The organism is Brucella haematophila, assembly GCF_005938105.1.
In the GTDB taxonomy this organism is placed as follows: domain Bacteria; phylum Pseudomonadota; class Alphaproteobacteria; order Rhizobiales; family Rhizobiaceae; genus Brucella; species Brucella haematophila.
This window is the reverse complement of the sequence record NZ_VCPE01000002.1, coordinates 416,072-436,559: the sequence shown is the minus strand read 5'-3', so window position 1 is coordinate 436,559 and position 20,488 is coordinate 416,072. Positions and strand designations below refer to the sequence as shown.

Below are 20,488 nucleotides of genomic sequence, written 5' to 3'. Positions count from 1 at the left end.
GAAAATGAACGAGCGGCAGGCATTGAGGGAATCGCGGCATGGTCGACATCGCACAACAGCTGGATATCGAACAATTCATCTGCCGCAGTGACAATTATGGCGTCCTGATCCACGATCCGGTCAGTGCGCTGACGGCGGCAATCGATGCGCCGGATGCCCATGCCATTGAAGCGGCTCTTGAGCGGCGCGGCTGGACGCTGGATTTCGTTTTCACCACCCATCATCACCTCGACCATGTCGAGGGCAATGCCGCGCTGAAAAAGAAATTTGGCCTCAGCATCATCGGCCCGGCGGCCGAAGAAAGCAAAATCCCCGGCATCGACCGCACGGTTCGTGACGGCGACGAATTCACCTTTGGGCTTTTCAAGGTCAGGGTCATCGCAACACCGGGCCACACAGCGGGCGAGATTTCCTATTACATCCCGGACGCCAAGGCGGTTTTCACCGGCGATACGCTGTTTGCGCTCGGCTGCGGACGGCTTTTCGAGGGAACGCCCGCGACGATGTTTCAGTCGCTGCAAAAGCTGGTCGCCCTGCCCGGCGATACCGCCATCTATTGCGGTCATGAATATACCGAAAGCAATGCGCGCTTTGCGCTGACCATCGATCCGGATAATTCCGCGCTGAAAGAACGGGCGCTGGAGATCGGACGGCTGCGCGCCGCTGACAAGATGACCTTGCCGTCGAGCATCAGCCTCGAAATGGCCACCAATCCTTTCCTGCGCTGGCATGACAGCCGTATTCGTGCCCGCCTTGGCATGCAGGATGTGCCCGACGAAGCCGTGTTTGCAGAGATTCGCAAGCGCAAAGACATGTTTTAGCGCCGTCGCCTGTGGTGACCGCTCAAGACAATTGTTTCACGCATAATCTTGTCCGAAAGCTCTGCAACTTTTCGGGATTATGCCTTTAGGATAGACGACGATGACCCTTTCCCGCTTCAAGAGCCTGAACCGCGCCGCCCTGCTCGGCCTGTCGCTTGTTGTCCTGCCTGCCTCCGCCGGAATGGCTCATGCGGAAGACATTCTGTCGATCGCCACGCCGCCGGAAACGCCAGCCGAAATCAATAATTTCAAGCTGACCGAAGACCTGTTGACGCGCATGGAAAAGATCCACAGCGAACTTGAACGGATGCAGCTTTCGCCCACCTCGGAAGAGGGACAGGATGCGCAGCCCTCGATGGATTCCATGGTGAAAAGCATCGAATCGCGCCCGCAGGTGGTGGAACTGATGAAGGCGCAGAACATTGCGCCGCGCGATTATCTTCTGGCCTATTTCGCCATGATGAGTGCTCTGGCCGCCGTCGATGCGGAAGAAGAAGATCAGCTTGTCGATGAAGTGAAGGGGATCAATCCCGAACACGTCGCCTTCGGCAAGCAATATGGTGACCGCATCCGCGATCTGATCGGCGAATAGTTCTCCCCGGCCCCCTCATCCTGACCGGCGCTTTCGCACCTCCTCAGGATGAGGGGCTGGAGCCAGTCAGGCTTTCTGTTTCAACAACCGCAGCGCATTGACCGTCACCAGCACGGTTGCGCCGGTATCAGCCAGAATGGCGGGCCACAGCCCGGTTATGCCCAGCACGGTGGTAACCAGGAAGACAGCCTTCAAGCCGAGCGCAATGGTGATATTCTGATGAATATTACGCATGGTGCGCTTCGACAGATCGACCATCGCCACCACATCGCCGACCCGGCCATGAAGCACAGCTGCATCCGCTGTTTCCAGCGCCACATCGGTGCCGCCACCCATTGCGATACCAACATCGGCGGCGGCAAGAGCGGGCGCATCGTTGATACCGTCGCCAACCTTGGCCACGATCTGCCCCTCACCCCGCAATTCGCCAACAATGCGCTGCTTGTCTTCGGGCAACAATTCAGCACGAACGTCGATGCCCAGATCGCGCCCGATGGCTTCCGCTGTGCGGCGATTATCGCCCGTCAGCATAACCGTGCGAATACCGGCATCTTTCAGCGCCTTGAGACCCGCAATAGCGTCGGCGCGCGGTTCGTCGCGCATGGCGATGGCACCGGCAATCTTGCCGCCAGCGACGAGCACGGAAACCGTCTTGCCTTCATCGTTGCAGGCAGCGATGCGTGCGGCCAGTTCATCAGAAACGGCCGACACATCGTTTGCAGCCTTTCGCGACCCGAGAAACAGTTCGGTCCCATCCGCAACGCCGGAAACACCCTTACCGCCATGCGCTTTACCCTGCACGACGGCAGACAGTTTCAACCCACGCTCTTCCGCGGCCGACACGATGGCCAGAGCAAGCGGATGGCTTGACCCCGCATCAAGTGATGCCGCAAGGCGCAACACCTCGTCTTCCGGCAAAGCGCCAGCAAGAACATCCGTAACCTTCGGCTTGCCTTCGGTCAGCGTACCGGTCTTGTCGAAACAAGCGGCGGTGATCTTGCCGATGGTTTCAAGCACCGCGCCGCCCTTCATGAGAAGGCCGCGCCGGGCGCCCGACGACAAGGCCGCAGCGATTGCCGCCGGTGTGGAAATGACCAGTGCACAAGGGCAGCCAATCAACAAGATCGCAAGGCCCTTATAGATCCACCCACCCCATTCGGCACCGCCCACCAACGGCGGCAGAACGGCTACGAGTGCGGCAACCACCACCACGGCAGGCGTGTAATAGGTCGAAAAGCGGTTGATGAAGCGTTCGGTCGGGGCCTTGGCTTCCTGGGCTTCCTCCACCAGTCGCACGACACGCGCAATGGTATTGTCCTGCGCCGCCGCCGTGACTTTCACACGCAGCAGACCATCGCCATTGATCGTGCCCGCGAAAACGGTGTCGCCAGCGCCCTTACCAACCGGTGTACTTTCACCGGTAACCGGCGCTTCATCGATAGCGCTTTCGCCGGACAGAATTTCACCATCCGCTGGCATGCGGTCACCGGGACGCACAGAAATGATATCGCCTACAGCAAGGCTGTCGGCGGCAACTTCCGTGGTCGCGCCATTGCGCTCCAGAAAAGCGGTCTTCGGGACAAGGGCCGTCAGCGACTGGATGCTGGCCCGAGCCTTGCCCGCCGCGACACCTTCCAGCAATTCGCCAACGAGGAACAGGAACACGACCGCCGCCGCTTCCTCGGTCGCACCGATGAAGACCGCGCCAATCGCGGCAATCGTCATCAGCATCTCGATGGAGAACGGCGTGCCATTGATCGCAGCCATATAGGCGCGCTTGGCAATCGGCACGAGACCGATCAGCATCGCCGCTGTAAAGGCCCAAAGCGAGACGGGCGGATAGAGATGACCGATCACATAGGCCGCAACCAGACCGCCACCACAGATGAGCATCGTGCGGCCCTTGTCCGTCCGCCACCATGACAGAGGCCTGGACGGTGCACTGGGCTTCGGCGCATCTACGGATGGCGGTGCGGCGAGCGCGGTTTTATAACCAAGGCCAGTCACCTTTCCGGCAATCTCATCGCTGTTTGCGGAGCCGTCATGATTGACGGTCATGGTCCCGTTGGTCACGGAAACCGACACGTCGCTGACGCCTGCAACACGCCGTACCGCCGTGTCGATCTTCGCAGCGCAGGAAGCGCAATCCATGCCCGCCACCTGAAAGCGGAAGCTGTTGGACGATGCCGCGATCACTTTTTCCTGAGCTTGTTCATGCGCATGATCGTGATCAGAATGATCGTGATCATGTGTGGAATGGTCGTGGCCAGAATGGTCGTGGCTGGAGTGGTCGTGCCCGGAATGGTCGTGATCGTGATCATGGCCGCCGCAGCTTCCATGGTCATGGTCATGGTCGTGCGCATGCACATCAGCCTTGGGCGCTGCGGCGCGCTTTTCAGCGGCCAACCGTTCGACGCCATAGCCGAGGCTGCGTACCTTCTTTTCTATGCTTTCGGATTTGCTGCTGCCATCATGCAGTACAGTCATCGTGCCTGCCGTCACAGAAACGGAAACCTCTTCCACACCCGGCACACGGCGTATGGCGGTATCAATCTTCGTCGCGCAGGATGCACAATCCATGCCGTCCACGCGAAAACGAATCTGGTTTATTGCCTTATTCATGACCTGCCCTTTCAGAGCACTCTTGAATTGTCCTGAATGAGGTCTACATCCTCTAGTGACTAGAGGAGCAAGAGAAAAATGACAACCAACCTTCCCATCGGCGAAGCCTCCAAAGCCAGCGGCGTCAAAGTGCCGACAATTCGCTATTATGAGCAGATCGGTCTGCTGCCGGTGCCCCCCCGCACGGAGGGCAACCGCCGCCTTTATGACAAGAGCGATGTTGAGCGGCTTTTGTTCATCCGCCACGCGCGCGATCTGGGTTTTGAAGTGGATTCGATCCGCACATTACTCGACTTGCAGGACAATCCGGATCAGTCATGCGCCACGGCAGACGCTATCGCCCGCGCCCGGCTTATTGAAGTCGAGCACCGTATCGCCAAGCTTCTATCGCTGAAGACGGAACTGCAACGGATGCTGGAATGCACCGCGCATGGTCGCATAGACCAATGCCGTGTAATCGAAATTCTGGGCAATCACGACGAGTGCCTGCATCCGGCGCACTAAGTCAACGCCCAACGGCGACATCGGTAAGAACTCGATAAAGCCCAGCGCCCTTAATACAATATGGCTGCCAGAAATTACAACACCTTAGGCAACGGTGTATACAATTTACAGTTGCAATGACCAATACCCAATGCGTATCATAAATATCGTTAGATTAGAATATATTAGGAAATACAATGATAAAGCCAGCAATAAACTATATAAAAGTTGTCGATGCCCCCAGCTCCATCACCGTGAACGATGCAACTGGAGCTGTATACGTTTCGAACGGGAAGGAGATAGAACGCATCAATTATGTTGCCCCCGGTAATTTTTCTTATGGAGGTAAAGCCAGCAAAATAGATAATCCAGTAGATATTAAGGTGAGTTCCTATAACAACTATCTCTACGTTCCATGGTCCACATCGAATAAAATTAGCGTCATTGACGAAAATTTAATTTTCTTTTCTCAAGTTGATAGAATACCTAGTTCAATAAATAAATATACAGGTAGAACAAATTATTACTATTCTAAATATGATCGAAAGATTTTATTTCAAGCATATTTCGTAAACGGGACAGGATTAGTTATAATAGATTCAATTACTGGAGATTATGAAAAATTCATTGATCTATCTAGTTTCGGAATGAATGGAGAATTAACTGCACTTTGCTGCACTCCTTCTGGACTTGTATTTTGTTGTGATTCTGTAACGAAAGTAATCTACTGCATAAACATAGATACGGAAGAGCACTATAAAGCTGTAGACTTCCGTGAAAGTGATTTCTCCGCAAGAGACATCGCCGTTGATAGTAAGAGGAAAAATCTAATTGTCATTTATAGAAATGATATCGACGTAAGTCAGTATATAAATTTTTACGATATGGATAACTCATATTACCTCGAAAAACAGATAAACTTGAAAGGTTATTTTGATCAATCAGTTATATCTGTTAATGAAATTGATGATACTTTGTATGTTATTGGATGCAAATGTGTAAATATTTACGAACTAGATAGCTGCAATTTGATTAGAAGAATTGATATACCTGAAGGCATTTACTTGTACGGCATAGATAACACTCTTCCTGTTCCAGCGCTTGATGCAAAAAGAAACATTCTTTACTTATTGGACGGCAAAAGAATTCAAGGAAACAGTCATCTTGTCGTCCTTGACTTCGGCGCTAAACTTGAAATCAATTATCCTGACGCAGGATGTATCATACCACGTAATGCACGATTAGCCATAAGGGGCACCGCGAGTGCTCCAGAGACCGTTATCCACGTCGGAATTACGAAAAACGGCAAATTTTGGCAGAAGTTTGAACCTGTTGTGAAATCAACCGGCTGTTGGGACATTCGAACACAAAGCGTGCAGAAAGGGGACTATGTAATCATGGCCACTCAGATGGTTGATGGGCTTGAAACCCATACCGAGACCACCTTTACTTGCCACTAGAACACTATCACAAATCGAACAGTTGGCGCTTTCTTATTCCAAAGATCGGTTTGGAGCTTTCTGCTCCCTGTAAAGTATTGGCTTCATGCATTCTGCCGCTTCATCTCTTTAATTCACCTTCTCGAAGCGCGAGGCGGAAATCTTCAGCGTGCCGATCTGTGTGCTGATTCGCGCAACGACCGGTGCATAGATGCCTGAATTGCCCAAGGAAGCGAAGGAAACGCTGATGCGGCTCTTATTGGCCAGATAGTCGATCGACTTCTTGCCCTTCTGATAACCGGAAATCGGAATGAACTTGGCCGAGCAGATGACCGACTCGCCGGTAAAGCCATCGGCGGTGAACGATTCGGTGCCGTTGAAGGAAAGTTTGATGTCTGCCCGCGTCTGCCCGTCAAACACGCTCAGCGTGCGATTACAGACCGAACGCGGATCGGTAGCGGGAATCATCAGCGCGCTCAACGGATCGCTGACATTAAGCAGATGCTGCGGTGACGTTTCCACCCATGGATCGCGCTTTTTCACCGGCGGCTGGTTTTCCGACGCGACGACATTGCCATTGGCAAAACGAATGGTCGTCCGCTTGTCTTTTCGACCGTGCTTGTAGTTGAGATCGAAAGTGCTTGGGATAACCTGCCCTTTGACCGCATTGCCGGTGACGTGCACGGTTCCTTTGGTGTCATCGAAGACGCGGGCGAGGCCGGAGGTCTTGAAATTGCCGTTCAGATTATATCGGGAGCCGCTAACGGTCGTCTCGGTGGCGGCGCGCGCAATGGAAAGACCGAAAATCGATATCTCGTAATCGGTTCTGTAGAGATCGTCCGCCTGTGCTACTCCTGCATTCAGCGCGAAACCAGCGCATGACAACAGAACAAGCCCCTTCAGCCGATTCCGTACAGGTTTCAATAAAAGTGGCGGCTCGATCATATTCGGCGTTCCTTTCTGCGTCCCGGCCCGGAAGTGGCGGCCTATGGTTTTCAACCACATTGAGCTGTCAAAAAGTTGCGAGAGATTCTTCGATACAGTATCTGTGTAAGCCAAGCAAAACCGGCGAAGTTATGATCGCCACGTTTCGTGAAGGCAATGCGAATGCCTTAAAACCGCGCTGTTACGGCATTGCGGCGGAATCTCACTTGACTGCAAGCGCTCCTGTCACTATAGAAACGCGACTTTCCCAATAGGCCGCCTGTCCGAAATCGCGCGCCAGCAGCATTAAGTTGCTTTGAATGCTTGAATTCGGACATTCGGGTCGGGGCCTGAGCAATTCCAGCAAAAGTGCGAAGCATTTTGCTAAGGGATTGCGAGGAACAGAAAACGAGGGACCTTTTCGCTTTTCGAAGAAAACGAAAAGGGCCGGAAACAAAATTGAAGGTGAGACCAAAATGTCCCGCGCTTGTGAATTGACCGGCAAGTCGGTCCAGTACGGCAACAATGTCAGCCACGCGAACAACAAGACGCGTCGCCGCTTTCTGCCGAACCTCTGCAACGTTACGCTGATCTCCGAAGCACTCGGCCAGAGCTATCGTCTGCGCGTTTCTGCCAACGCTCTGCGTTCGGTTGAACATCGCGGCGGCCTCGACGCTTTCCTCGTCAAGTCTGACGACAAGGAACTGTCGCAGCGCGCTCGTCTTCTGAAGCGCCAGATCGCGAAGAAGCAGGCTGAAGCTGTTGCTGCCTAAGCAATAATCCAGAAAGGCTGCTGGCCTTTCGAATTGGATTTTGCTTCAGACAGAACACAGTGCACATCCCGAATGGTTTTCGGATATATGCGCTGGAAGATTACAGTCTTGAAGATTTGACAAAAAAGGCTGACATTTTGTCGGCCTTTTTTGCTGGTTCCATCACCCAGGATAAAAAAATGCCTATTGAGAATCCTGCATTTTCCCGGCTTTTGCCGGCTGTACTGGCCATGTGTGTTGCGGTCGCCGCATCGAATATTCTGGTTCAGTATCCTTTCCAGCATTTCGGCCTTGGCGAAGTGCTGACCTATGGCGCCTTCACCTATCCGGTCGCATTTCTGGTCAATGACCTGACGAATCGTCGCTTTGGCCCCGCCGCCGCGCGCAAGGTCGTCTATGCCGGTTTCGTGCTCGGTGTCGTGATGTCGATCTGGCTCGCAACGCCACGTATCGCCATCGCTTCGGGCTCGGCCTTTCTGCTGGCACAGCTAATGGACATCACCGTCTTCGACCGCCTGCGTCGCAAGACCTGGTGGAAGGCGCCCTTTGCCGCCGCCATGTTCGGGTCGGTGCTGGACACGATCCTCTTCTTCTCGATCGCTTTTGCCGCACAATTCGCATGGATCGATATGCTGACGGGAATGCCAGATTCGTCACTGACTGAACCGGCATCGTTCCTCGGCCTTGGCGTACCGCTCTGGGCATCGCTCGCCTTCGGCGATTTCTTCGTGAAGGTCATCATGGGAACGCTGATGCTAATTCCCTATGGCGCAATCCTCGCCATATTCGCCCCGTCGCTTTATTCATCGGGTCGGGCGACTGTAGAAAAGGCATAAAAAAGGGGCTCATGAGCCCCTTTTATTTTAGAGCATTTCCAGCAAAAGTGCGAAGCGGTTTTGCGTCGGATAATGCGTCGAAACAAATAGATAGAGCGGTTCCACGATTCCGTTTTAACCGGAACCGCTCTAGCGTCTTCCGCCAGCCCGGCGTTTGCCGTTACCCGTTGCTGCCGCGCCCTGTTCCTCGAACAGGGATGCAAGCTGCTCGGTCATTGCGCCTGCCAGCTCTTCCGCGTCGACAATCGTCACAGCGCGACGGTAATAGCGCGTCACGTCATGGCCGATACCGATAGCGATCAGCTCGACTGGCGAACGCGTTTCGATCTCTTCGATCACTGCGCGCAGATGGCGCTCCAGATAGTTGCCCGGATTGACCGACAGCGTCGAATCGTCGACCGGCGCGCCATCGGAGATCATCATCAGGATCTTGCGCTGCTCTGGCCGGCCCAACAGGCGCTGATGCGCCCAGATCAGCGCTTCACCGTCGATATTCTCTTTGAGGAGGCCTTCACGCATCATCAGGCCAAGATTGCGCCGTGCACGACGCCATGGCGCGTCAGCGCTCTTATAGACGATATGGCGCAGATCATTGAGACGACCCGGATTGGCTGGCTTGCCCCGCGACAACCACGCCTCGCGCGACTGACCACCCTTCCAGGCCTTGGTGGTGAAGCCGAGGATTTCTACCTTCACGCCACAACGTTCCAGCGTGCGGGCCAGAATATCGGCGCAGGTGGCCGCAACCGTGATCGGACGACCACGCATGGAGCCGGAATTGTCCAGAACCAGCGTCACGACCGTATCGCGGAAATCCGTGTCGCGCTCCATCTTGTAGGACAGAGGCTGGGTCGGATCGATCACGATGCGCACGAGCCGAGCCGAGTCGAGATAACCCTCTTCCAGATCGAAATCCCAGGAGCGGCTCTGTTGCGCCATCAGGCGGCGCTGGAGACGATTGGCCAGACGACCCACCACGCCCTGAAGGTTGGCAAGCTGCTTGTCGAGGAAGCCACGCAGACGATCCAGTTCGGCCTCGTCGCACAGATCTGTCGCCTCAACCTCTTCGTCGAATTCGCGTGTGAAAACCTTATAGTCGATCTGTTCGGCAAAATTGCCGAAAGGCTGATTGGGACGGCGCGTATCGCCCGGCGTTTCCGCGTCGATATCCTCGCTGTCATCCATATCGTCGGCGGATGCATCGGCAGCATCCATCTCGCCCTGCTCGCCTTCTTCGCTCGAGCTGTCGGATTCTTCGCTTTCAGCGGAATCGGAGCCTTCCTGGCTCTCGTCGCCGCCTTCCTCGTTCTCGTCGGAATCGGGCGTCTGTTCTTCGTTCTGTTCCTGATCGTCGCTCGGCTCTTCCTGCGACAGCTCTTCAGCCATGTCCATGGATGCGAGCATATCGCGAACAGTGCGCGCAAAAGCCTGCTGATCGTCGAGGTTTTCACCCAGACGCGCCAGATCGCCGCCAGCCTTCTGCTCGATCCAGTCGCGCCACAGCTCCAGCACCTGACCAGCTTCGGACGGTGCTGCCCGTCCGGTCAGCTTTTCGCGCAAGAGCAGCGACACCGCTTCTTCAAGCGGCGCATCTTCCTTATCGGTAACGGCGGAGAAATTCGCCTTGGCATATTTGTCTGCCAGCATGGTCGCCAGATTGTCGGCAACGCCAGCCATGGCGCGCGCGCCGATTGCCTCGACACGGGCCTGCTCAACGGCGTCATAAATGGCGCGCGCCTGTTTGCCTTCCGGCGCGAGCTGCGCATGAATACGGGGATTGTGACGCGCCTGACGCAGCGCCATCGAGTCGCCAAGGCCACGGGTAACCGCAATATCATGCGCGGTCGGGCGTTTTGGCAGATCGGGCAGTCGGGCGCGATTGGCCGTCAGAGCGGGGCGATCATTGCTGAACGCCACTTCCAGCTCGTTTTCGCCGGAAATGGCGCGCATGCAAGCTGTTACCGCGCGCTTGAACGGCTCGGAGTCCACTGGCCCCGGCTTGCGCTCACGCGAATTGTCGCCCATTCCTGACATCTGGCCTGACATATGCCTATCCTGCTTCCCATCAAATCAAGGCCCTGTCGCCATAGCGGCGACAGGTATCGTCAATTTTCCTCATGCTTGTCTTTGCCCTGAAAGCGGTCTCCGCTTTCAGGAGAACAGCATCAGGCCAGAACGATATTGGCTGCCGATTCCGGCAGTTCGGTACCGAAGGCGCGCTGATAGAACTCAGCCACCGTCGCACGTTCCAGTTCATCGCACTTGTTGAGGAAGGTCAGGCGGAAGGCAAAACCGACATCATTGCCGAAGATCGCCGCATTTTCAGCCCAGGTGATGACCGTACGCGGGCTCATCACGGTCGAAAGATCGCCGTTGATGAAAGCCTGACGGGTCATGTCGGCAACGCGAACCATCTTGTTGACGATCTCGCGGCCTTCCGCATTCTGGAACTGCTTGGCCTTGGCGAGAACGATGTTCACTTCGTTGTCGTGCGGCAGATAGTTCAGCGTCGTCACGATGGACCAGCGGTCCATCTGTGCCTGGTTGATCTGCTGCGTGCCATGATAAAGGCCTGTCGTATCGCCGAGGCCCACCGTGTTGGCGGTCGCGAACAGACGGAAAGCCGGGTGCGGATGAATAACGCGGCTCTGGTCGAGCAGCGTGAGGCGACCGGAGGTTTCCAGCACGCGCTGGATCACGAACATCACATCCGGACGACCGGCATCATATTCGTCGAACACAAGCGCGACATTGTGCTGGTAAGCCCAGGGCAGAATGCCTTCCTTGAATTCCGTGACCTGCACGCCGTCCTTGACGACGATGGCATCCTTGCCGACGAGGTCAATACGGCTGACATGGCTGTCGAGATTGACGCGGACGCAAGGCCAGTTCAGGCGCGATGCGACCTGTTCAATATGGGTCGATTTACCCGTGCCGTGATAGCCGGAAACCATCACGCGGCGGTTATAGGCAAAACCGGCCAGGATCGCGAGCGTCGTCTGACGGTCGAAAAGATAATCCGGATCACGCTCCGGCACATAGGAGTCGCCCGCCGCATAGGCCGGTACTTTCATGTCGGAATCAATTCCGAACACTTCACGCACCGAAACCATCGTATCCGGCAAATTGGCTATATCCCGCTCAACCTTGTTCATCATGCCTCCAGGGCGGCAGGACTGTCCGGCCGCGACATCCAAGTATCATCCGGGGCATGATGTCCGGCAAGCCGGTGGTATGCCCCTTCCGTCGTTCGTTGCGGGCATCCATGCTTGAATCCGCGCTTGGCAGCACGGCAGGAGAATGTCCGTCAGAGCATTTTGCAGCCAAATGACAACATCTGGCGTCGCATAAATGCGGCTTGAGCCACAGCTCGACTTAATCAATCGAAAACCGGCCAGTTCAAGACTGGCCGAGCCCTCATGCTCTAGCAAAAACCTGCCTGCTTGAGCAATTGGTAAGCCTGAATGACATCGCGGAATCTCTCTTCAGAACCGCGGTCACCACCATTCGCATCGGGATGGTGCTGTTTTACCAGCTCTTTATAGCGCGCCTTAATCTTATCGCTAGTCGAATTTGGTTCAAGTCCGAGTGTAGCGAGCGCTTTGATTTCCAGCGTGCGCGGCTTGCGCTTGGCTGTCGCCCCCGGTTCCTGCCCCTTGGCTTCCTTCACGAAATTGAACGGATCGCGGATACGGTTGTGATAGGAAGCCGATCCGGAGCGCATCTTTGCCACGTCCGGCGAGGTGCGCGCCTTCGCCGTCGAATTCGCCGTCGTGGACCAGGTCGGACGATGGCCAGTGACGGCGTCCTTCTGGAACTTGGCGATATCTCCATCGGCGAGGCCGGAGAAATAGTTGAAATTCTTATTATATTCCCGCACGTGATCGATGCAGAAGTGGAAATATTCCCCTTCGCGCATGCGTCCGACCGGCGCGCGATGCGTGCCAGGCTTGTCACAACCGTCCCACTGACAGCAGGGGCCACTGGACTTGGCCTGCTGCGTCTTCTTCGGGCGAATGCGGATACTGTCGAAAAGTTTGGAGTTCGTGGTCATCGAATCAATTATGCGGATTAAGGGGTTGCTAAACAAGAATTGACATTTCGTCCGGTTGGGCTTTTAGCCATTTCAACAGGGCGAAATTTTGAAGCGGATTAGTTTCCTGTGCGGATTTGCCCCACCTTGGGCCGTCGGGGCTTGAGTCTATATGAAGCACAGCGTGTATATGGGGAGAACCAGCCCAAATGTCCATTCACAATAGCAAACAAGACGTGATGCAAGCAAAGCTTACAACAGCTTTCGCGCCAGAACGGCTTGAAATCATTAATGAAAGCCATCTTCACGCTGGCCATCATCATCACGACAGCGATCATCATGCAGCTTTCGACGGCTCGGGCGAGACGCATTTTCGCGTCCGTATCGTCTCCGATGCCTTCACGGGCCTGAGTCGCGTTCAGCGTCATCGCGCCATCAACGAAGTCCTCAAGGACGAATTGAACAACGGCGTTCATGCATTGGCGCTGGAACCGTCTGCCCCCGGCGAACCGACGCGCCGCTGATCCTGCCAATCACTACAGCGGCAAATTCGTCAGGCCGCGGCGAAACGAGTGATTTTCGAGCACCGGAGCGGAGCGTACTTCAACGTACGTGAGCACCGGAACACAGGAAATTGCTCGTTGCAGACCGGCTTCACGAAGAATGCAACTGTAGTGCTATTTAGGTACGCGGCGGCAGAACGCCAACGGCTACAATCGGTTTTCCATCAGCATCGAGCGTTACGATACGCAGACGCGTCAGGCGGTTTTTCTCCTTTTTCAACACGGAGAACCGCTTGCCGTGAAAGGTGAAGGCCTGCTTCACTTCGGGGATCGACTGGGTTTCATGAATGACCAGCCCGGCAATCGTCGTCGCTTCCTCATCGGGCAACGACCAGTCGAGCGCCCGGTTGAGATCGCGAATCGGCAGTGATCCGTCGACAATGAACGAACCGTCCGGTTGCAGGCGGACACCCTGCATGTCGATATCGTGTTCATCGGCAATATCACCGACGATTTCTTCCAGAATGTCTTCCAGCGTCACCAGACCCTGCACATCACCATATTCGTCCACCACGATGGCGATATGCGCCTTGCGGCGCAAAAAGGCGTTCAGCTGGTCCTGCAAGGTTGTCGTATCCGGCACGAACCACGGCTTGCTGGCCACTTTCATAATGTCGATGCGGCTGAAGTCATTATCGACATCATAAAGCGCCCGCACCAGATCCTTGGTGTGAATAATACCGACGATATTGTCGATATCGTTGCGCCAGACCGGCATGCGCGTGTGCGGGCTTGCCAGAATATCACCGACGATCTGCTCGGCTGGCGCATCGGCATTGATGGTTCCCATCGCCGTGCGGTGCACCATGACGTCGCTGACTTCCAGCTCCTTGAGATCGAGAAGACCGCCCAGCTGGTCGCGGTCTTCCTTGATCACCGAACCGTCGCGATGCAGAACTTCCACCGCGCCGCGCAATTCGTCATGCGCCGAAAGCATCGAGCGGCCAGCCGCGAGATTGATGCCGAATAGCCGCAGGATTGTACGCACGATCCAGTTGATCGCCGTCGAGATCGGGCCGATCACCGAGACCACCACGGAAACGGCGCGCGCCACCGCCAGCGAAAAGCGATCTGGCGCGGAAATCGCCCAGGATTTTGGCAGCACTTCCGCGAAGATCACCAGAATGACCGTCATGGCGATGGTGGCATAGGCCACACCGGCATCGCCAAAGAAGGTCAGGAAAATGCTGGTGGCGATCGAGGATGCGAGAATATTGGCGAGATTATTGCCGATCAGCAGCGCGCCGATAAGCCGGTCGCGCCTGCCGATCAATTGTTGCACGACTTCGGCGCGCTCGTCGCCCTGATTTTCCAGCGAGTGCATGCGCGCACGGGATGCGGCGGTCAGCGCCGTTTCGGAACCGGAGAAAAAGGCCGACAGAATGACACAAAGCAGGATGATCCCGCACATGATCCAGAGTTCGAAAACCATCCCATCGATCTCCTTTTCCGTCCGCGCCGACCGGTTGCGCTATGAGAATTATGCGGTAGCCAGACGTTCCTTCAGAAACTCCAGAACGGCAGCAGGCGGCACATCCTTGGCGATGAAGGACTGGCCGATACCATGCGTTAGGATGAAGGTAAGTGCGCCCCGCGCCACCTTCTTGTCCTGCGCGATATAGTCCATCAGCTTTTCCGCAGGCGGCAAGCCGCCCGGAACGTCGGACAGTGCGGTCGGGAGGCCTACGGCCTTCAGATGCGCCTCGACCCGCTCCACCGCTTCCACACCGGCCAGATTCATCTTCACCGAAAAACGATGCGCCAGCGCCATGCCGATGGCCACACCCTCACCATGCACCAGACGGCTGGAATCATAGCCAGTCGCCGTTTCCAGCGCATGGCCGAATGTATGGCCGAGATTAAGAAGCGCGCGGTCGCCGGTTTCGCGCTCGTCGCGCGCCACCACGGCGGCCTTCGAACGGCAGGATTCGGCAATGGCTTCGGTTCGCGCCGGGCCGCCGGCAAAAACTTCCTGCCAGTTCTTCTCCAGCCAAGCGAAGAAATCCGGGCGGTCGATGAGACCATATTTGGCGACTTCGGCATAACCAGCCCGGAATTCACGCGGGCTCAGCGTATCCAGCACATCCGTATCGGCAAGTACCAGCTGCGGCTGGTAGAAGACGCCAACGAGGTTCTTGCCATAAGCGGTGTTGATGCCCGTCTTGCCGCCCACTGACGAATCCACCTGCGCCAGAAGCGAGGTCGGCATTTGCACGAAATTCATGCCGCGACGCACAATACCCGCCACAAAACCGGACAGGTCGCCCACCACACCGCCGCCAAAAGCAACCAGCGCATCGCCGCGCTCCAGCCTTGCGGCCAGAATGGCATTGGTGACGGTTTCAAGCGTCGCGAAGGATTTGGACTTTTCGCCGGGTGCGACAACAACCGGTGTCGCTTCTATGCCCGCCTGATTGAAACTTGCCGTCAGCCGTTCGAGATGCGCCTTGGCGACATTTTCATCGGTGACGATGGCAACGCGCGCGCCCTTCAGTCGCTTGGCAACTTCCGCCCCCGCACGGTCGACAAGGCCCTTGCCGATCAGGATATCGTAAGAGCGCTCTCCCAGCGAAACCGGAACGGTGACACTGTCATGTGCGGGCGAAGGCGCATTCATGCTTATTCTCCAGTCGATTTTCCGGTGGTCCGCTGTCTGCGAGGCAGTCCTCGCTTAAGACAATCAGTCCGCGAACTGCCGCTTTTCCAGATGCTGCGCGAGAACCTCGATCAGCTCGTCGGCGATGATTTCTTTCTTCTCTTCGCGTGTCATCATTTGCAGATCGGCAAGCGCATAAACGGGATAGCGCTCGTTCATCAGTTTCTGCATCACGGCGCGTGGATCGCTGTTGCGAAGAAGCGGCCGGTTCTGGCGGCGTGAAACCCTGTCCATCAGCACATCAATATCGGCATTGAGCCAGATGGAGATGCCGGCAGCGGAGACAGCGGCGCGCGTTTCGGCATTCATGTATGCGCCGCCGCCGGTAGCAAGCACCATCGGGCCGTCATCGAGAAGACGCAGGATAACCCGGCGTTCGAGATCGCGGAATTCAACCTCGCCATAGGCTTCGAACAGTTCAGGAATCGTCATGCGCGAGACAGCTTCGATCTCCGTATCGGCATCGCGAAAAGGAAGGCCGAGCATCGAAGCCATTTTGCGGCCGATGGTAGACTTGCCAGCGCCCATCAGGCCGACCAGCACCAGAACCTTCGTACCGAGCAGACCACGGATAGCGTCGGCCCGCCCATGGAGCCCCGCCTTCTCATGTAGATTGGCTTGTTTTTCTATACTGCTCATCAACCTCATCCATTTGGGATGGTTCCACATGAAAAACCGGGCGACGTCAATTGCTTTCATGGAATCTGAAAGCAGGAATGGCGGCTTTTTGCAGCGATGCCACCGACATTCTTGCTTTCATCGCAATGCCGCATCATAAACGACATATGCCTACGCTGACGCGCCTCATCGCTTTCGTCGTCGTGATCGCAGCCATCGCCTATGCTGCGATGTATGCGCTTGCGAATTTTGTCACGCCGCAGACCCAGGAAATGAAGGTGGAAATTCCAGCTTCCAAATTGAAGCCTGTGCCAATTGCGCCAGCGCCCTCGGCTGACGGAACGGCCTCGACCGATGTGCCAGCAGTTGAAACCACCACGCCCTCACAGGAATGACGATGCGCGCATCTCTGGCGATTGAAAATTTCCTTGAAATGATGAGCGCCGAACGGGGCGCGGCGGGCAACACGCTCGAATCCTATGCCCGCGACCTGCAAATGACCGCGGAAGCCCTTGGCGAGCGCGGTATCAATCTCGCAGAAGCGCAAGCTGATCATATCCGCTCGGTTCTGGACGGCATGGCGACGGAAGGTTTTGCCGCGACATCGCAGGCGCGCCGCCTGTCCGCGCTGCGCCAATTCTTCCGGTTTCTCTATTCGGAAGGCTATCGTCAGGACGACCCCACCGGCGTTATCGATGCGCCGAAGAAGCAGAAGCCGCTGCCCAAGATCATGAGCGTCGATCAGGTCACGCGCCTTCTCGACCGTGCCGCGCTGGAAGCAAGCGAAGCCACCGAGCAAGGCGAGCGCATCAAGGCGTTGCGGCTTCATGCGCTGATTGAAACGCTTTATGCAACCGGCTTGCGTGTTTCGGAGCTGGTGGGCCTGCCGGTGCGCGTCGCACGCACCGATCACCGTTTCCTGCTGGTGCGCGGCAAGGGCTCGAAGGACCGTATGGTGCCGCTGTCGCCCAAGGCACGGGATGCGCTGCAAGCCTTCCTGACATTGCGCGATTCCCTGCCCGCAAGTGACGAGAACCCATGGCTGTTTCCGGCATTTTCGGAAAGCGGACATCTGGCGCGACAGGTTTTTGCTCGCGAGCTGAAAGGGCTTGCCGCCCGCGCCAATCTTTCCGCCGCCGCCATTTCACCCCATGTTTTGCGCCATGCCTTTGCCAGCCATCTTTTGCAGAATGGCGCTGATTTGCGCACAGTGCAGCAATTGCTCGGCCACGCCGATATCTCGACCACGCAGATTTATACGCATGTGCTTGAGGAAAGGCTGCATAAACTGGTCAGTGAGCATCATCCGCTTGCCGATTGAGCCTGCTCCGGTTATGAGAAAGTCAAAATTTGCAAGTTGAGCCCGCAGTGAATATGTAAAGCGCCGTAAAACAGCCTTCTTCAGGCACGCAATTGCGGCGAGCTCATTAGAAACGCACGAACAGTCAGGCCCGATGTACAACTATCTCGATTTTGAAAAACCCGTCGCCGATCTCGAAGGCCAGATTCTTGAGCTGAAGAAGCTCGCGCAGGAACAAGGCAGCGTTGAGATGAGCGACGAGATTCGCCGCCTCGAGAAGCGTTCGGCTGATGCGCTGAAAGATATCTATCGCAAGCTGACCCCTTGGCAGAAGGCGCAGATCGCGCGTCACCCGGATCGTCCGCACTGCCTCGAATATATCGACCGGCTGTTTACGGAATTCACGCCCTTGGCCGGTGATCGCCAGTTCGCCAATGACGAGGCGTTGCAGGCGGGCTTTGCCCGTTTCAACGGACAGCCGGTTGCCATTCTCGGTCAGGAAAAGGGTTCGGACACAAAGACGCGCCTGAAGCACAATTTCGGCTCGGCCCGTCCGGAAGGCTACCGCAAGGCCGTCCGCATCATGGAAATGGCCGACCGTTTCCAGCTGCCGCTGATCACGCTGGTTGACACGGCAGGCGCCTATCCGGGCGTTAGCGCCGAAGAACGCGGCCAGGCGGAAGCCATTGCGCGCTCCACCGCCGAATGCCTGCGTCTGCGCGTACCGGTGGTCTCGATCATCATCGGCGAAGGCGGTTCGGGCGGTGCTATCGCGATCGCCGTCGCCAATCGCGTCTATATGCTCGAGCATTCGATCTATTCGGTCATCTCGCCGGAAGGCGCTGCCTCGATCCTGTGGCACGATTCCACCCGTGCGAAGGACGCCGCTTCCAACATGCGCATCACTGCGCAGGATCTGTTCGACCTCAAGGTCATCGACGGTATCATTCCTGAGCCGCTCGGTGGCGCGCATCGCGGCAAGGAAGCCGTCATCGACGCTGCGGGCGACATGATCACGGCATCGTTACGCTCGATGAAAGATATCGACGGCGAGACCTTGAAGCAGGAACGCCGTCAGAAATTCCTCCAGATCGGTCGTAATCTCTAAAAAACTGTCTTTTTTTCCATTTTCCATCCGGGATGTTCTTCACGTCCCGGATTTGCATCTTCATGCCATTTCCGCCATATTGCCGTCGCGTTAATTTTTAGATATCCAGGCAAGGATTTGTAAACGATACCGTAAGGTTTGGTTGTCAAAATCCTCCGAGCAGGAAATCGTCTCTTGCACCGTTCTAACAAAATCGATGCGATATGAAGATCAGAACCGCAATACTTGGAACCGTCATGGCAACCGCGCTTCTCGCGGGGTGTCAGGGCTCGTCCGTATCCGACCTGAGCTTGCGCGCTGAAAAGCCGCTTCCCGAAAAGATCGTGACCAAGATGAAGGCGAAGGGCATGACCCGCACCTCGCCAATCACCGTGCGCATCTTCAAGGAAGAAGGCGTTCTCGAAGTCTGGAAACAGAAGAATAACGGCAAGTACGACCAGATCGCTTCTTATGAGATCTGCAAATGGTCGGGCAAGCTCGGACCGAAATATATCGAGGGTGATCGTCAGGCTCCGGAGGGTTTCTACACCGTCCATCCCGGGCAGATGAACCCGAAATCCAATTATTATCTCGCCTTCAACATCGGTTTCCCCAACGCCTATGACCGCGCCAACGGGCGCACGGGCCAGAACCTGATGGTGCATGGCGCGTGCTCGTCGTCGGGCTGCTATTCGATGACCGATGAGAGCGTCTCTGAAATCTACGCTTTCGGACGCGACGCCTTCAAGGGCGGCCAGCGGGACTTCCAGATTCAGGCTTTCCCGTTTCGCATGACTGCGGCCAACATGGCCCGCTACAAGAGCGACCCGAATTACGGCTTCTGGAAAATGCTGAAGCAGGGTTACGACGCTTTCGAAGTGACCAAGGTTCCGCCGAAGGTCGACGTTTGCGAAAAGCGCTACGTGTTCAACGTCGCTTCGCCAGACGGACAGCCTCTCTCGGCAGCGGATGCCTGCCCGCCATCGGCCAACACCGATGCGATGTCGACGGCCTATACCTCGTATGAAAAGACCTTCCAGAGCGCCTTCAGCGCGTCGCAGAAGGCGCCTGCTCCGTCGATCCAGGGCCTGACCGAAGCCAAGCTCGTTTCGGCCTGGAGCGCTGCACGTGCCCGTGGCGAAAAGGTAACGCGTGAACCGCCTTCGCTGACACCGTCTTCGGCTGAAAAGGCTGGCGCACCGGATATTCGTCCTGTCACGCCGGCTCTATCCCAGCCGACGGCTACAGCGCTTGCAGCAACACCAGCACCGACCGCAACTGCTCCAGTCGCGGCTCCTGCTGCTGCTCCAGCCATTCCGGCGCAGTCAACCCGGACCGCTTCGGTGCCTACGCCGCAGCAGAATCCGGCCCAGAACGCGGCAATACCTGCCGACGTTTCGCCGGTCACCACCGGAAGCACGGTTGCCCAGAATATCGACCAGCCAGCACCTGTGGCTGCACCGGAAGCGAAAAAGCCATGGTGGAAGATCATCGGCAACTGACCTCAGCCGAGGCGCAAATTCCCGTTTATGACCTGAGGGGGCTGAAATGCCCCCTTCCGGTTTTGAAAACCCGTCATCACCTTGAAAAAATGCCGAGCGGCGCGCAGCTTTGGGTGGAAGCAACCGACCCGCTTTCCGGTATCGACCTGCCACATTTTTGCACGCAAGAAGGCCATGCGCTCATTGAACATGAGCGCAGTGAAACCGTTCAGCGTTTCCTGATCCAGAAGAAATAAAAC

20 protein-coding genes are annotated in these 20,488 nt (G+C 56.3%); 12 read left to right on the top strand and 8 right to left on the bottom strand.

The window, feature by feature from the left end:
* Positions 1-38 precede the first annotated feature (38 nt).
* Both gloB and FGI60_RS04805 read left to right on the top strand, forming a co-directional pair.
* The gene (gene gloB, locus FGI60_RS04810) at positions 39-821 is read left to right on the top strand and encodes a hydroxyacylglutathione hydrolase (protein WP_138784151.1); all 783 of its coding nucleotides are present in this window, start codon (positions 39-41) and stop codon (positions 819-821) included.
* Between the two features lie 100 nt (positions 822-921).
* On the top strand, positions 922-1,413 hold the full coding sequence (locus FGI60_RS04805) for a hypothetical protein (RefSeq protein ID WP_138784150.1): 492 nt from the start codon (positions 922-924) through the stop codon (positions 1,411-1,413).
* A gap of 66 nt (positions 1,414-1,479) precedes the next feature.
* On the opposite strand, the gene FGI60_RS04800 is transcribed toward FGI60_RS04805, so the two are convergent.
* Complete coding sequence (locus FGI60_RS04800) at positions 1,480-4,035, bottom strand: heavy metal translocating P-type ATPase (protein ID WP_138784149.1); 2,556 nt, start codon at positions 4,033-4,035, stop codon at positions 1,480-1,482.
* Between the two features lie 78 nt (positions 4,036-4,113).
* Here FGI60_RS04800 and FGI60_RS04795 point away from each other — a divergent pair, with 78 nt between their 5' ends.
* Positions 4,114-4,539, top strand: a complete 426-nt coding sequence (locus FGI60_RS04795) for a MerR family transcriptional regulator (protein WP_078337583.1) — start codon at positions 4,114-4,116, stop codon at positions 4,537-4,539.
* 176 nt (positions 4,540-4,715) lie between these two features.
* Positions 4,716-5,978, top strand: coding sequence for a hypothetical protein (locus tag FGI60_RS04790; RefSeq protein ID WP_138784148.1), 1,263 nt, complete (start codon positions 4,716-4,718; stop codon positions 5,976-5,978).
* A 108-nt stretch (positions 5,979-6,086) separates the two neighbouring features.
* On the opposite strand, the gene FGI60_RS04785 is transcribed toward FGI60_RS04790, so the two are convergent.
* A complete protein-coding gene (locus FGI60_RS04785) occupies positions 6,087-6,902 on the bottom strand; it encodes a DUF3108 domain-containing protein (RefSeq protein ID WP_138784147.1) in 816 nt (271 codons plus the stop codon).
* Between the two features lie 455 nt (positions 6,903-7,357).
* Between FGI60_RS04785 and rpmB the strand changes: the two genes are divergently transcribed.
* Both rpmB and FGI60_RS04775 read left to right on the top strand, forming a co-directional pair.
* Positions 7,358-7,654: a 50S ribosomal protein L28 gene (gene rpmB, locus FGI60_RS04780; protein ID WP_078337585.1), complete on the top strand. Its 297-nt coding sequence runs from the start codon at positions 7,358-7,360 to the stop codon at positions 7,652-7,654.
* 179 nt (positions 7,655-7,833) lie between these two features.
* A complete protein-coding gene (locus FGI60_RS04775; RefSeq protein WP_138784146.1) occupies positions 7,834-8,490 on the top strand; it encodes a queuosine precursor transporter in 657 nt (218 codons plus the stop codon).
* A 129-nt stretch (positions 8,491-8,619) separates the two neighbouring features.
* Here FGI60_RS04775 and cobT read toward each other — a convergent pair whose 3' ends face one another.
* From cobT to FGI60_RS04755, 3 genes are all read right to left on the bottom strand, one after another.
* Positions 8,620-10,536: a cobaltochelatase subunit CobT gene (cobT, locus tag FGI60_RS04765; RefSeq protein WP_138784145.1), complete on the bottom strand. Its 1,917-nt coding sequence runs from the start codon at positions 10,534-10,536 to the stop codon at positions 8,620-8,622.
* Between the two features lie 119 nt (positions 10,537-10,655).
* Complete coding sequence (cobS, locus tag FGI60_RS04760; protein ID WP_113533776.1) at positions 10,656-11,645, bottom strand: cobaltochelatase subunit CobS; 990 nt, start codon at positions 11,643-11,645, stop codon at positions 10,656-10,658.
* 269 nt (positions 11,646-11,914) lie between these two features.
* Positions 11,915-12,544, bottom strand: coding sequence for a J domain-containing protein (locus FGI60_RS04755; RefSeq protein ID WP_078337587.1), 630 nt, complete (start codon positions 12,542-12,544; stop codon positions 11,915-11,917).
* Positions 12,545-12,732: 188 nt separating this feature from the next.
* Here FGI60_RS04755 and FGI60_RS04745 point away from each other — a divergent pair, with 188 nt between their 5' ends.
* On the top strand, positions 12,733-13,047 hold the full coding sequence (locus tag FGI60_RS04745) for a BolA family protein (RefSeq protein ID WP_138784144.1): 315 nt from the start codon (positions 12,733-12,735) through the stop codon (positions 13,045-13,047).
* A gap of 157 nt (positions 13,048-13,204) precedes the next feature.
* Here FGI60_RS04745 and FGI60_RS04740 read toward each other — a convergent pair whose 3' ends face one another.
* The 3 genes from FGI60_RS04740 to FGI60_RS04730 all read right to left on the bottom strand — a co-directional run bounded on the left by FGI60_RS04740 (position 13,205) and on the right by FGI60_RS04730 (position 16,381).
* Positions 13,205-14,518, bottom strand: coding sequence for an HlyC/CorC family transporter (locus FGI60_RS04740; RefSeq protein ID WP_078337589.1), 1,314 nt, complete (start codon positions 14,516-14,518; stop codon positions 13,205-13,207).
* Positions 14,519-14,566: 48 nt separating this feature from the next.
* Positions 14,567-15,703: a 3-dehydroquinate synthase gene (gene aroB, locus FGI60_RS04735; RefSeq protein WP_138784143.1), complete on the bottom strand. Its 1,137-nt coding sequence runs from the start codon at positions 15,701-15,703 to the stop codon at positions 14,567-14,569.
* Between the two features lie 63 nt (positions 15,704-15,766).
* Positions 15,767-16,381: a shikimate kinase gene (locus FGI60_RS04730; RefSeq protein ID WP_078337591.1), complete on the bottom strand. Its 615-nt coding sequence runs from the start codon at positions 16,379-16,381 to the stop codon at positions 15,767-15,769.
* A 146-nt stretch (positions 16,382-16,527) separates the two neighbouring features.
* Here FGI60_RS04730 and FGI60_RS04725 point away from each other — a divergent pair, with 146 nt between their 5' ends.
* The 5 genes from FGI60_RS04725 to FGI60_RS04705 all read left to right on the top strand — a co-directional run bounded on the left by FGI60_RS04725 (position 16,528) and on the right by FGI60_RS04705 (position 20,485).
* Positions 16,528-16,755, top strand: coding sequence for a hypothetical protein (locus tag FGI60_RS04725; protein WP_138784241.1), 228 nt, complete (start codon positions 16,528-16,530; stop codon positions 16,753-16,755).
* 2 nt (positions 16,756-16,757) lie between these two features.
* The gene (xerD, locus tag FGI60_RS04720; protein WP_078337593.1) at positions 16,758-17,681 is read left to right on the top strand and encodes a site-specific tyrosine recombinase XerD; all 924 of its coding nucleotides are present in this window, start codon (positions 16,758-16,760) and stop codon (positions 17,679-17,681) included.
* Between the two features lie 133 nt (positions 17,682-17,814).
* On the top strand, positions 17,815-18,768 hold the full coding sequence (locus FGI60_RS04715) for an acetyl-CoA carboxylase carboxyltransferase subunit alpha (RefSeq protein ID WP_078337594.1): 954 nt from the start codon (positions 17,815-17,817) through the stop codon (positions 18,766-18,768).
* 203 nt (positions 18,769-18,971) lie between these two features.
* Positions 18,972-20,249, top strand: coding sequence for a L,D-transpeptidase family protein (locus FGI60_RS04710; RefSeq protein ID WP_138784142.1), 1,278 nt, complete (start codon positions 18,972-18,974; stop codon positions 20,247-20,249).
* Entirely contained in the window at positions 20,228-20,485 is a 258-nt protein-coding gene (locus FGI60_RS04705; protein WP_235889740.1) for a sulfurtransferase TusA family protein, read from the top strand. Before FGI60_RS04710 ends, FGI60_RS04705 begins: the two co-directional genes overlap by 22 nt.
* The last annotated feature ends 3 nt before the right edge of the window (positions 20,486-20,488 follow it).